General features: G+C 35.4%; 10 protein-coding genes. 6 read left to right on the forward strand and 4 right to left on the reverse strand.

What is annotated here, in order from left to right; translation table 11 throughout:
• On the forward strand, positions 1-417 hold the full coding sequence (locus QLH32_RS11825; protein ID WP_279958754.1) for a hypothetical protein: 417 nt from the start codon (positions 1-3) through the stop codon (positions 415-417).
• Positions 418-981: 564 nt separating this feature from the next.
• Entirely contained in the window at positions 982-1,590 is a 609-nt protein-coding gene (locus QLH32_RS11830) for a sortase family protein (RefSeq protein ID WP_279958753.1), read from the forward strand.
• Positions 1,591-2,007: 417 nt separating this feature from the next.
• Here the strand turns inward: QLH32_RS11830 and QLH32_RS11835 are convergent, their stop codons facing one another.
• Genes QLH32_RS11835 through QLH32_RS11850 form a run of 4 tightly spaced genes read right to left on the reverse strand, consistent with a single transcriptional unit; the run spans position 2,008 to position 8,408 of the window.
• A complete protein-coding gene (locus QLH32_RS11835; RefSeq protein ID WP_279958752.1) occupies positions 2,008-3,213 on the reverse strand; it encodes a GIY-YIG nuclease family protein in 1,206 nt (401 codons plus the stop codon).
• Between the two features lie 14 nt (positions 3,214-3,227).
• On the reverse strand, positions 3,228-3,500 hold the full coding sequence (locus QLH32_RS11840; protein ID WP_279958751.1) for a hypothetical protein: 273 nt from the start codon (positions 3,498-3,500) through the stop codon (positions 3,228-3,230).
• Positions 3,501-3,516: 16 nt separating this feature from the next.
• A complete protein-coding gene (locus tag QLH32_RS11845) occupies positions 3,517-5,661 on the reverse strand; it encodes a DEAD/DEAH box helicase (RefSeq protein WP_279958750.1) in 2,145 nt (714 codons plus the stop codon).
• Positions 5,662-5,663: 2 nt separating this feature from the next.
• A complete protein-coding gene (locus QLH32_RS11850) occupies positions 5,664-8,408 on the reverse strand; it encodes a class I SAM-dependent DNA methyltransferase (RefSeq protein ID WP_279958749.1) in 2,745 nt (914 codons plus the stop codon).
• Between the two features lie 177 nt (positions 8,409-8,585).
• On the opposite strand from QLH32_RS11850, the gene QLH32_RS11855 reads away from it, so the two are divergent.
• From QLH32_RS11855 to QLH32_RS11870, 4 genes are all read left to right on the forward strand, one after another.
• Entirely contained in the window at positions 8,586-8,879 is a 294-nt protein-coding gene (locus QLH32_RS11855) for a hypothetical protein (RefSeq protein ID WP_047430144.1), read from the forward strand.
• Positions 8,880-8,881: 2 nt separating this feature from the next.
• Entirely contained in the window at positions 8,882-11,935 is a 3,054-nt protein-coding gene (locus tag QLH32_RS11860) for an HsdM family class I SAM-dependent methyltransferase (protein WP_279958748.1), read from the forward strand.
• Positions 11,935-12,648: a hypothetical protein gene (locus QLH32_RS11865; protein ID WP_279958747.1), complete on the forward strand. Its 714-nt coding sequence runs from the start codon at positions 11,935-11,937 to the stop codon at positions 12,646-12,648. The genes QLH32_RS11860 and QLH32_RS11865 overlap by 1 nt, the downstream gene beginning before the upstream one ends.
• A gap of 642 nt (positions 12,649-13,290) precedes the next feature.
• Entirely contained in the window at positions 13,291-14,157 is an 867-nt protein-coding gene (locus tag QLH32_RS11870; protein WP_283266389.1) for a pirin family protein, read from the forward strand.
• Positions 14,158-14,359 lie beyond the last annotated feature (202 nt).

A 14,359-nucleotide genomic window follows, 5' to 3' on the forward strand; every position in this document is an offset into this window, starting at 1 on the left:
ATGGCACAGCATTTAACCGATAAAGACATCGAGAATATTGTTGAGCTTCTTGATTATTGGCCTTTAGATCAGAAATTGACTTGGGAACTCCTATGTAAAGCTATTGAGCTACAGCTAGAGTTTGTACCTGCGCCAACTCGTCAAACATTACAGAAATATGTACGAATTAAGAATGCCTATGATCAATGCAAAAAACCAAAATCTACACAGGTTAAGAGTACTCCAACACAGAAATTACCTGCTAGTTTAAAAATTGCTCAAACTAGAATTGAGGCTTTGGAAGTCAAGAATGCCAGACTGGAAAAAGAAAACGCTATGCTGTTAGAGCAGTTTGTAGTGTGGCAATACAATGCTCATAAATATGGACTAAGTATTGCTAAATTGAATGAGCCGATGAGTAAAAAAAGTTCGGATTGATTTTAAGTATAAATAAGATTAATTAATCAGTGAATACTATTTTCTGACTCCGCTAAAAATCAAAGTAATTGACTGGACGGCTGCTTAAAACTATCATTCCCTTGCTGACCTAAATTGTCAGTCGGTTTTAGCAGACCGTGGCGTATAGCGTACCAGATTTATACTTATCTAAGTATGGATTATGTGCGAAACCTTCTTGTTCCCCCTTTGCGGTAGAACGGGAGGGGGACGCTTCGTGCGTGCTGGTTCTATATGCCCAGTCTGCTAACCCCCTCTTTGTTCTACCACCATCATTTAGCAGTGATTTTGGTAGACTTTTATTCGCATATAGGAATTTATAATGTCTCATTCATTTTTCTCATCTGTGCCTCGCCACATGTTCAGCCTCATTATTTCAGACAATGGGGAATACAGAGCTAATTCTTAATTAGCTGTATTAAAAGCAACATTTTTAAATAGAACAATTCATAAGGTGGATGGCTAAGTCACGCCTATAAAAAATACCTATTTTTATGTCCCCCTTGTGATTGTGAGTTATTGCATTAAACATGTGTGGGAATAACTATGGCTGAATTAACCAAACCAAAAATCATTCCAATCGAAAACTACCCAAAGAAATCCAAGCTATTTTTAAAGTGTGTAGTCTTACCGATTGTGATCTTTTTAATTGTTGCCAAGATTTTTTCTTTTGGCGCTTTCGCATATATCTTCTTTGGTTTTGATCTATTCTGGTTTGTGATCATCTACTACCTCTATCAATATGGAAATACTTTCTTTGATGGGATGACCGAACAACTGAAACGTCAGGGTGAAACCTTTAATTATCAAAATCGTGGAGTATGGATTAACAGTCAGGATAAGACCATCATCCTGTTTGATCAGCCTGATCAACGCCTAGTCAAATATCCTTTTGACTATATTACCTCTGTAGGCCATTACAATTTGGTCGAAGATCGCTTCAGAACCACAACTACAGTGATTAGTAACCCGATGATGGGAACACATATTAATCAGCGTGAGCATCGAACACCGATGAAGCGGGAGTTCCAAGTCAATATAGGGACAAGAGATCAATTCAAACCTAGCTATAGCCTAAAAGTGCTATTCCCTTGGCGTAGTCCTCAAATGGCAAGTGAAATCCGCCAGTTACTCTCGGCTGATCATTATCAATAGCAAAATTATGGATCAAGATGGATTAATACCTAATCTGATTCTAATGACAATCAACATAATCTTAATCTAGCTACATATCCTCCCATTTCTTAATAATCGTAGAAGTTGGAGGATAATTGATGATGATTAGAAATTGTATTAGTGAACCTCCTTAGTGTTGATGATGGGCATATGAGCTAAATAATGTGGTTGATGCCAAATAAACTTGTAAATGTTCTAGAAAATATCTCTAAAAATTTATATCCCTAGCCCCTTGAAAAGAATATAGATATCTCCATTTAACTTACAAACAAATTTATATTAAATGAGAATAGTTGTGGATATTATTATTGGTAATGAGTAGTGAAAACTTGCATAATATAATTATTACTTTATATGATGAAGTTTACTCTATAAAGAAAATAATCTTAAAAAAAGCTATTCAGATGTGGAAATTAACTGAGCTTTTTCTGCATCGTAGTAAACAGTCTCAATAGAACCGTTTTTAATATGATTAATAATGTCATTAATGATATTAAGAGAAACTAAGAACCATTCTTGAGGCTTAACAGGGTTTCCAAATCTATCTTCAATGACAATATCAAGCTGCGCTGATTGTAAGACTTTATGAATAAGCTTTTCTAATCTTTGGGGTACAATATTTTCAGGAAGTGAATAAGTTGCGATAAGTTCAACATCAGCAAGCAAATAGGTTGGGTCTTTTCTAGCCTCTGTGATTCGCTTATTTACTTTACCAGTAGTTACTCCAATTTTATGTAGTACATGTCTATTTGCCTTGATAAACTCATTATCAGATAGGCTGCGTAACACATATATTGAGCCGCTTTTGACTTCAATATCAGTATCTTTTTCTGATAAATTACTTGAATTGAATAGAGGTCCTACATTTTTTGTAACTAATATCCGTCTCCCAGCTATATCATCATATAGAGCTTTTTTCAGAGAACGCATTAGCAAATTACTTTCTGTACCATTTGAGTATATCACTCTCATTCTAGCGTCATTTTGTCCATTCGGAGCTTTGAAATATTCTCCTATTTCAGCTACATATACAATTTGTCCATCTAAAATGAATAAATCATTTAATTGAATACTTGCATCTTTACCAAAAGGTTTTGTTAAACGGAGACCTTGTTCTAGGTCCTTTTCAACTTGTTTAAAAACTTCGTTAAATATAGGAAAGTCTAGGCAAACTTTTCGAGTCGCAATTAACTCACTTGCTTCGCGTTCTTTTTGTGGTCTAACATGTTGTAGTGTCAGAATATTATCTTCACTTTCAACTTCAATTCCTAATTCAGAGAGTAGGTCATCATCCTCTAATTTAGACATATTAGATGGTTCGGAAGTAGAACTATTTAATAGATTATGTTGATCAAATTCCTCTAAAAGAGATCTGGCTTCAGGCAATTTCCTAAGCTGGTCAAGTCTGACAGCATAGAGACGTTCAAAAATATCAGCGTCGTTTGAGTTCGATGGAACTCTTTCATTTTTTTCGTAGAATTGAATAATTTCCTCAAACCCAGAAATTAGGCGCTCTTCTTTGGCTGTATAGGTCACCTGTTTTACTGGTGCTAAATCTATACCTAATTCTGATAGCAAATCATCATCAGAAATATCAGCCATAAAATTTACCTTGTTTAACCTAATAGTTCGAATTTATCGAGATGGACTACAACAGAACTCATTGCAGAGTTCTGTTTAATTTTTTCAAGACGAGATGCACATAATTTTTCAAAGATATCTGCATCATCATTAAGGGATGGAACTCGGTGATGAGTTTCATAGAAAACATTAATTTCCTCAAACCCAGAAATTAGACGTTCTTCTAACGGAGTTAAAGCCTTAGTAGATTCTAACTCAAGTTCGATTTCTAGTTCATCTAGAATCTGTTCATCTGAAAGACGTTTCATCACTTATTGTCCACTATCAAATACCAGATTTTGCTTTTTCTTGTGCTTTGAATCTTGCAAAAGCTGCAACACCTTCTGCCATCCTTTTTTCCCAAGCATCTTGAGAGTTAATATCAGGCAAACGGCCTCGCTCTTTTTTAAACTGTACAGCTCGAATTGCCAATTCTTTTGCTTCTTCAGGGCTTAGGTTGATACGCTTAGCTGAGATATGTGCTTGGACTTGTCTTAAGGTAGCTTCATCCATTGCTTTTGAAAGTACGGCATAAGCTGATTCAAATGGATTGATATGATCAATTAAGTCAATATCAAGATCTCTGACATTTATAAACCTCTTTACGCCTTGAATAAAGGCTAAATTTGATTCAGGTTTGTTATCAGTATCTGTAAATTGGGGAGTAGTTCCGCCAAGCGTTTCCTGTGCTTGTTCAAGTTCTTTCTTTGCTTGTTGAATTAAGTTGAAAGCTGCAATTGCATGTTGACGAACTGCTTCTTGATCTTCAGCTTCTAGCTCTGGGTATTTTTCCTGAACAATTTTACCTAATGCTAATTGTGTTAGCTCTTCTGGAACAATATTTTCTTGGTCGAATAAGCCTCGTTCGATTGCTGATTTATTCTGTACAAAGGCTGTGATGATCTCATTCAAATCTTCCTTACAGATTCGATTAGCTTCTTCAGATTCAGGTTTTTTAAGGCCATTGATTTCAACATGGACTTGTCCAGTTTTGTCATTAATACCTATATTATTTTTACCTTTCTGGTAACCATCTTCACCATAATCAAAGCCATCTAAAGCACCCTGATCTTTGGGCGTGAACTCAAAACGAGGGGCGAGTACTTGTTCCATCAATAGGCTTGCAGCAATCGCTTTTAGCATGTCATTGACTGCCTCAACCACAAGTTTTTCTGAGGCATCTGGTTCAGCAATTAAATTGGTAAATTTAGCACGATATTTACCTTCGGCATCACGTGTAGCACGACCAATAATTTGCACAATTTCCGTCAAACTACTGCGGTAACCAATAGTGAGAGCATGTTCACACCAAATCCAGTCAAACCCTTCTTTAGCCATACCTAAGGCAATAATGATATCAACATGGTCACGATTAAAACGCTGCGTAGGATTTTTGAGTGCTGTTAATACTTTGGAACGCTTAGCTGCATCACTATCATCTACAAGGTCTGCAACTTTTAGAGTACGTTTATTACCAAATTCGGTCGTGATTTCGATTAAATGAAATCCTGTCTCATCATCTACACCTTTCCACGTGCCTAGCTCATCCATGATATGTTCAACTTCAAGATGCTTACCAATTTTGGTACTTTCTTTGGAGTTGACGTTTGGGATATGGATAATAGTTTTTAGGTTAGGATCTAATACTTTCATTACAGCATCGGTATATTTTCCTGTATAGAAGAAATAACCAATATCCAGTGCTTTTAAATAGCTATAACCATTTAATTGTTCATAGTAAGTATAAGTAACAGTCTCAAATTTATTTTCATCAGTTGGGGAGAGTACTGCCTCCGAATCTCCACGGAAATATGAACCTGTCATTGCCACAATATGAGCTTTATCACGTTCAATAAATTGGCCTAATTGATTACCTAATTTGTTATCAGGATTGCTGCTTACATGGTGGAACTCATCAATTGCTAAAAGCCGATTGTCAAAAACTTCTACTCCGAGTTCTTCTACTGCAAAACGAAATGTTGCATGCGTACAAACTAATACTTTGTCGTCACCTGCTAAGAACTCACCGACGGCTTTTACTTTAGACTTAGCAACTTTTTCATCATCGGCATTTGGAGCATTACATAGGTTCCAGTGTGGTTGCACTTTCCAATCTGCCCAGAAACCATACTTAGTCAGTTCTTCATCTGCGAAGCTACTACCAATAGAGCGTTCAGGAACGACAATTAAAGCTTGTTTAATACTTTGATTGGCTAACTTGTCTAGGGCAATGAACATTAATGCACGTGATTTACCAGAAGCAGGTGGAGACTTAATTAAAAGATATTGTTCACCACGTTTTTCAAAGGCACGTTCCTGCATTGGACGCATGCCTAGTTCATTCGCTTTGTTGGATGTGCCTGTGCAAGCAGTTTTGATAGAAACAGCAGGAACAGTCCGTTTATTGGTTGGATTTTCTGAAGTTGTCATGCTTATTTCTTTCCTACTTGTTTTGAAGTCATTTCGGTATACATTGAAAATAGTTTCTCAAGGCGTTCCGTATCATTCTTAAAGCGACGACCAATATAAATACGTTCTAGAACTTCATCATTTTGCTCATGAGCAGCACGTAAGTTTTCGGGCATTTTTTCTGGATCATAAAGGTCTGCAATCGTTGCAGGGAAATGTGCTTCCCGAGCTAATAAAATATTTTCAGCACAACGAGTTAGGTCTACTTTATTTTTTTCAGTAAGTTTTGGTAGAGGAAAGGTATTCCATCCTAGAGTATTTGAATATCTATAATCAGTTTTCATTTTGCCACATACAGCACCTATCCATGCTAGATGGACTTTTGAACTTAATATGGCTAAAGTCCAAATTGGTGCATCATATAAAGCAAAAGCTTGATTAGTTGTTAAGGCTTCTTTAGATTTTAAATCGCAAGGTAAATATTCTCTTCGTTCTGTTGATACAGTTGGAACCAAGATCAAATAATTTTTTGCAGTATTTCTGTCCCTGAATTGATGGGATCTTTCAGCTAATTTATGTAAAGATTTATCCTTACTGGATAAACGATTTTCTTTCACATTTGCTATTCTTTGATTAATAAACGGATCACTTAAAGCCAAACTTAAATTGCAATCATCAACCCATATACAAAATCTAATTTTCCCTTTCAAAAATTCCTGACCACCAAATAAAGGGCGAATGATTTTACTTAGTTCAGGATTTTTGCTGATTAACTCATTTTTTTCTAAGCTATTGAGAGTTAAAAAATTTCCATCACCAGGATAGTTTCCATAGTTCATCACAGGTAAGGCGGCAAGTGGTTCAGCCGCTTTGTGCACAATGAAGGTTTCCGTGTCCATTAAATACGGACTAATGTTTTTTACGTTTTTTATTATTAATTTACCATCAATCTCATAATATATTTTCTTAGTTTTTAAACTCTTACTTAAACCTATTATTGAAACAGTTACTCCTGCATTATGTGCTGCTAGATTACTCCATTTGAAACTATTGAGAGCAAACTTGATTTCTACTTTGGTTAAAATTAATGGCCATAAGCTAGGAACATGCTGTCCCTGACAAATAGAATTAGTCGTTACAAAAGCGGCTTCTGCATTACTTTGATCGATGTACTCAGCAGCCTTAAATATCCAACCAGAGACATAGTCCAATATTCTAACATCAGTAGTGTTTTTAAAAACACTGACTAAATCTTCTTTCTGAGATACTAATTGTTCTCTAGCGCCTTTATATGGAGGATTCCCACAAATATAGGTTTCCCCACCTTCATTTTCAAAATCAATTTCTGTCTGTTCTAAGGGTGTTTGAAATAAATCATCAGCAACAACTTTGACTGTACTACCTTTTGGAGAGCAAATACTTAACCAATCCAAACGTAAAGCATTACCACAAATAATCCAGTTCTCTTTAGAAAGTGGCAATACAGTTTGTAATGCTTCAATCTGACCACAGTATTGAACGTTAGACTGGTATTCCGCAATAACAAGAGCTAATCGAGCGATTTCTGCTGGGAAGCTATTGATCTCAATGCCTCTAAAATTTGTTAGAGGAATATCAGTAGCTCTACCTATTTCGCCACGCAGTTCATTAATTTTAGCTTCAATTTTACGAAGTTGCTTATATGCAATAACAAGAAAATTTCCCGACCCACACGCAGGGTCAAATACACGAATACGTGCAATTCGCTTACGCAAATTCAGAAGTTTTAAAGAACTTTCTTTAGAAGCTTCTAATTGCTCATTTAAATCATCAAGAAATAACGGGTTTAAGACCTTTAAGATGTTGGGCACACTGGTATAGTGCATTCCCAATGAACCACGCTCATCATCATTGGTAACAGCCTGAATCATTGAGCCAAAAATATCAGGGTTGATTTCTTGCCAATTTAACTTTCCTGCATGTAATAAATAAGTACGGGCAATCTTTGAAAATTTTGGTACTTCTGTACTACCAGAGAATAGACCACCATTCACATAAGGGAATTTTCTCGCCCAAACAGGAAGTTTTATATCATCACGTTGATGATGATCCACATTCATTGCATGGAATAATGTACCAATGACTTCATGTGTGTTACTTGAATCACGTGCGGACATTTGCTCTATTGTCTGAGTGAAAATTCCTCTTGGTTGAAAAATTTCAGTATCTTCTGCGAAGAAACAGAAAATTAAACGTGCCATGAAATGGTTCATGTCTTGGCGACGTTCCTCAGTCGCCCAATCTGGATTTTCTTTTAATAATTCGATGTAGAGTTTATTTAAACGTCCCGTTGCACGTACATCAATCGGGTTATCTTTAATTTCCCGAATAGTTGAGATGCCTGCTAGTGGTAAGAAAAACCCAAAATGTTCTGCAAACTTAGAAAACTCAGAACTAATAGTTTCCCCAGACAGGAGATCTTCCGCTTGTAAGTTAAGACCATCAGTAGCCAGAATGAATTTGGCTTTAGCTTTCTCTGTTGCCTTACTTTCTCGTAGTGCACTCAAAGTCAAAGTGACTGAGTCATGATCACATATAGCTATGTGAATATAATTTCTTTGTAGAACCCCGTTTTCAATGTCTGAAGAATTACTCTGACCAGCACGCAGCTTTTTTATTGTAGTTTCTTTATTGCCAAAAGCTCTCAAAAAGTCATAAGCAAACTCTTGGGCATCAAACGGCTTTTCTGCAAGTTCGGAGACGGCTGCTTCAATTTCAACGGCATTCATAGGCTTTAAGTTATATGTGATTCATCTTTGGGAATATTTTAGCAAATAAAAGAATATACATCCTCTTCTTAGGGCAATATTTGTCTGAGGCTGTGACCATATTTTATATTTCTTAATATATGGTGATTCTACATAAATTTATGTAGAATCACCATATAGATATGATATTATAAAACAATGACCTATACTGAATTTAATAGGCTTGTTCGGAAAGCAAATCTAACGTTGAAAGCTTTTGCTGAACTGCTAAAAATGAATCCAGCTTCTCTTAGTAACTATGCAAAAAAAGGAGAGGTGCCAATGCATCTAGCAATTATTGCAACACTTCTATCTGAAATGCATGAACAAGGTATTGATTATTCTTCTATTTTAGATAGAGTTGAAATTTCTACTAAAAAACCCCGTGGTTCAGCAAAAGTTGGGAAATTCGGAGGAGATAAACAAATTGATCTTGAGCTAGGAGATGATTGAGAATGGATGATTCTATGAAACACTCTCTTCTACAAGATCCTACTAAGTATGGTATATCAGAAAATATGCTCATTCAGTTTTCTGAGAAAGAGCCATTGTATGTGCATTTATCATATTTAGATTTGTTTACGAATGAGATTGATAAGCGGCCAGATGCCGTTGTTGAAATTAATGGTAGAGCTGCCTTATATTTAGTATCAGAAAATATATTTACAATTGATGAGTTAAGGCAATTAAAAGAAATCTTAGCCTCTCGTGCTGATGCACGCTTTTTAGGTGTCTTGAGAGCTGGTGTTATTGATATTTATCCTTTAGGAATTTTTTCTGAAAATGATGATCAGCCTATAGTTAAAAAAATTGATTTATCAGAGAGTAGTATCAATCTTCATGATTTTTTAATAGGTAATTTAACTGACAAACTTGATAAAAAAAATAATCAACGTAAAGTTGAACAGAGCTGGCTTGAAAATTATTTATTTCGTCTTTTACAAACGACTGCTCGTAATTTAAGAGAAAATATATCTGCAAATAAACTAACAGATAATCAAATTTTATCGTTAGTTGGTCGAGCATTATTTACACGATTTCTAATTGACAGAAAAATAATAGTAGATTCTGATGTTGGTAATATTTCTAATAAAACATCTAAATTAAATAACTTATTTAATAGCGTTAGCTCTATATCTGATACTTTCGCATGGTTGGATAAAACATTTAATGGTAACTTGTTGCCTTTAGGTGATTTTTATTATAATTCAGAGGATTATAATGAATTTTTCTCACAGATTGGAGATGAGTCAGAACATATTTGTTTTGAGCTACAAGATATACTTTTAGCAACGATTAATAGACAAATGTCTTTAGATTGGGGGCGAATCCAATTTCAACACGTTCCTGCGGATATGTTAAGTCAAGTTTATGAGCACTTTGCTCATGCTTATCAAAATGAATTCGCTAGGAAAACGAGTATCCACTATACACCTAGTCACATCGCTAAAATATTAGTAGATTCAGCGTTTGATGGGTTAGAAATAGAAGACAAAAGCTCAGCTCAAATACTAGATCCTTCTGCTGGAGCAGGTGTTTTTTTAGTACTTGCGTTTAAACGTCTAGTATTAGAAAAATGGAAAATTACTGGGGAAAGACCCACACGTAATCAAATTAGAGGAATTTTAAACCACCAGTTGGTTGGTTTAGATATCAATTCAGAATCACTCAAATTTGCTGCACTAAGTTTATATCTCACAGCCTTAGAGCTAGACCCTAATCCTACGCCTTTATCTGAGCTTAAGTTTGACTGTTTGAATACTAAAACGCTTATTAATGTCTCTTTTGGGGAAGATCTACAAGAAACTTTAGGTAGTCTTTCTGAAAGACTACCAGTAGAACTGAATGAGCGATTTGATATAGTGGTTGGTAACCCACCTTGGACTAAGCAAAGAGGCCGAGGCGTTGGTGAGAAATTCAATGAATTAATTGAAAGAATAGCGATTTCAAGAGGCATTGATTCTAAAATCGCATCTCAATTCAATGTTGGATGTGATCCAGATATTCCTTTTATCTGGAGAGCAATTGAATGGTGTAAGCCAAATGGAATGATTGCTTATGCATTACATGCCCAACATACATTATTTAACTATGGAAATAGTTTTATATTACGTTCAGCTTTATTTGACTGTATTGAGCTTACTGGTATTTTTAATGGCAGTGCATTACGACAAGAAAAAGCTATCTGGGAAAATAATGATGCACCTTTTTGTTTTTTAATAGCTAAAAATAAAAAACCTTCACCATTTAGTTCTTTTTACTATTTGAGTCCATATGTAGAAAAATCACTAAATGAGCAAGGTGGATTCCGAATGGATCCTCATATGGCTATACCTGTTGAACAATCTCAAGTTCAGGCTAATCCTCATCTATTGAAAACTTTATTTAGAGGATCTTGGTTGGATCATGAAATTATTGAGAAAATTCGTACAAACAGTGAAGTGATAACATTACAAGAGTTTTGTGATAAATGGAAACTTATCTGCGGCAGTGGTTTTCAGTTAGGTAGCCAAAAAGTGGATGCATCTCTTTTCAAGGGGAAGTATTTATTTGACTCTAAAGAAAAAAATAAACATCAATATATAATTAATACCAGTAGACTACATTATTTTTATCATGATCGAATATATGGGAACAGAAATCCACAATTATTTAAAGCCCCATTAGTTTTATTTCTTGAATCTCCTCCACCGTTTAGGAATCAACGAGGCGCACTGCTCTCGACAGAGGAAGTAATATATTCAGAATCTTATGTTGGGGTATCAACTGCTAAGCATTCATCACCATTATTACTGGCTAAATATTTGCAGCTAATTTCATATAGTAATTTATTTCTTTATTATTTTCTTATGACTAGTGCGAAATTTGGTGTGGAAAGAGATGCAATACTTACAAAAGAAATATTCACTTTTCCTTTAATAGACTTTGGTTCTTTTAATGAGGAACAGCTTACTCTCATAGAAAGTTTGAGTGAAAAATTAATCAATAGAGAAGAACCTTGGAATGAAATAGACCAATTTATGGCATCAATTTATGGCCTTAATAAGAATGAAATGCAAGTAATTGAAGATAGTCTAAAGATGTCTTTACCATACGCAGAAAATAAAAAAGTTGCACAGAATAATCCTGAAAATGAAACTTTGGAATGTTTTCAGAATGAACTTTGTCGTGTGATTAATCCATTTACAAAGAGATTAAACTTGAAATTATGGTCTTCAATTGAAGATAATCTTAATGGAAATCAATCTGGGTGGAAGTTTATTCGGATAGGGTTTAGTGAACCTAAAGATATAAATAATAATTTAAGTCATAAATTTTTGTCAGAATTAGCTGATCAATTCTGGGTGTCACAAGTAAAAATACATATCGATGAAACTGGTTGCGAATTGCTTATAGGCCAATTAGCACAAAATCGATATTGGACAAAAACAAAAGCTCGATTACTAGCTTTAGATATTTTAAATACTGATTTGGATAGAGCATATAATTATTGTGAGGGTATTCAATAATGAGTATGTTCGCCAGTTTAGGTAAAAAACCAACAGAAAATAACTACCCATTTCCTGCATGGCCAGCTCATATTATTTTAGTGGTTGAGGATGCTCTAAGACTAGCTTCTAAATCAGCAGAGGGTTTGTTGGGAGGGAAAGCAAAATTATTAGCCGCAACGGAAGAGCAAATAACCGCATCAATTCAAAATACTCTTCATGAAATTTTGAGTGATGGAACAATTGTTGATGGTTTTACATCGGATATTTTTCAAAGTATATCTAGAAATGAATCTGTTGAAGACTATACTGGCGCATACTTGGATAAGCAACCTGATTTAACATTTAAATTAGTAGGTCAATGTAAGCCACATCAAGGGCTTTATTGTGAATGTAAAATCCTAGACAAAACTCATCCTGTTAGAAATTATTTATATGATGGCTTATCTCGATTTGTTACCGGTAAATACGCATGGGCTATGCAACATGCTCATATGATTGGCTATGTGAGAGATCAAAATCTATCTACTATAAATTTAACAACATATTTAGCTCAAAATAATAAAGCTGAAGGAAAAACACATAGTGACTGTTTACAAATACAAGGAGTACCTGTCATTAAACCAAATGATTTGGTTTACACCAGTCATGATAGAAGATTTAAGTTAATGAGATTGTCAACTAATCCTAATGCTACTCCAATAAATATTAGGCACTTGTGGTTGAACATATGAAATATTTTAATGTGTTTTCTAATCTCAACATCAGATTTTGTTGTTTCAATATGAACTTATTCCTATTGAGTGAGTTTATATTTGCACTGGGTTTTTCTTTAGTTTTTTATCAAAACTTAAAAAACTAAAAGTTGTTATAAGAGTCTTTGCCTATACTCATTTCGAATTTAAATTTTTCTTTAAACGCCATTTATAAAAAGTTTTTTTCCTCATTTAGAGTTGTTCAGAAATATTAGAGAAATTCAAACGGTTTAAAAAATACTTTAAGTGATATTCGTACCTCTTTACAGATCAATTATCCGAAAATGTTAATTTTTCATCGAAAAATTTAACAAAATATTTAACATTTTTTTATAAGTAATTGTAATTTATTTGATTAATTTTTTATGATGGGTATATCCGTTCTAGTACATCGTAGAACTCTCAAGAAAAGGCATAAAATTAAATTTTATGCCTTTTTTATTTTCATCTGCTTCTTCTTTTCTAAGAGATTGTCTCATTCATATTTGACTTTGGTTCTTACAAACATGCATCGTTCTGTACATAGGATCATGTGTTGTATTTCCATAGCTATAAGCCCGATCTTGCAAGGCGTAAAATCAATACCAAGACCAGAACTTCTAAACGAATAGGAGTACACAGATGAAAAAGATTGTTGGTATCTATGAAAATAAGCACATGCATTGGGTGGGTGATGGCTTCCCAGTCTACAACCTGTTTTCCTATGATCGCCTAGGGCAAAGCATCAGCCCTTTCCTATTGCTGGATTATGCGGCGCCTTACCGTTTTGACCCAACAACTGAACAACATGGTGTTGGTTCACACCCGCATCGTGGCTTTGAAACAGTAACGATTGCCTATCAGGGTGAGGTCACGCATAAAGACTCCAGTGGCGGCGGTGGAACCATTAAGGCAGGTGATGTGCAGTGGATGACGGCAGGTGCAGGTGTGTTGCATCAGGAATTCCATTCCCCTGAATTTGCCGAACATGGTGGTTTGTTTGAGATGGTTCAATTGTGGGTGAATCTGCCCGCACATTCGAAAATGACCCCAGCAAAATATCAGGCCATTGAGGCTGACCAGATTCAAAGTATTGCACTGGATGATGCAGGCAGTAGCTTGCGGGTGATCGCAGGGCAGTATCAGGATGTTGCAGGGGCCGCAAGTACATTCAGTCCAGTCAATGTCTGGGATGGCATTGTAGTTGCAGAACAAGCACATGACTTTTACGTGACTGAGGGCCACACCACATTGTTTGTGCTGCTGTCTGGAAAAGTACTGTTCAATGACACCCAAACGGTTGAGGGGCCAAGTATCGTGGTACTAAGCCGTGAGGGAATTGACTTTAACATTCAGGCACAGCAGGACAGCAAGTTCCTGATTCTGACAGGCCAGCCGCTGAATGAACCCATTGAGGGCTATGGACCATTTGTGATGAACAGCAAGGCTGAAATAGTCGAAGCGGTGCGTGATTTTAACAGTGGTCGCTTCGGTATTATGGAAAATTAACTCATCAAAATCAGTTATCTATATAAGAAAGCCCATCACTCCGTTCGAGTGATGGGCTTTCGCTATAAGGTTCTCTATTGATTTTTTTAATATTGGGTCACTTATTCTTGTACAGTTTATTATGTGACTCTGTTCTCATTATTGTTTAATCAGAATAGCGCTAAATTTATACTTTGCAAAGCCCCTAAAGTACAAAAAATGG

The organism is Acinetobacter corruptisaponis, from assembly GCF_030053775.1.
Lineage (GTDB): Bacteria > Pseudomonadota > Gammaproteobacteria > Pseudomonadales > Moraxellaceae > Acinetobacter > Acinetobacter corruptisaponis.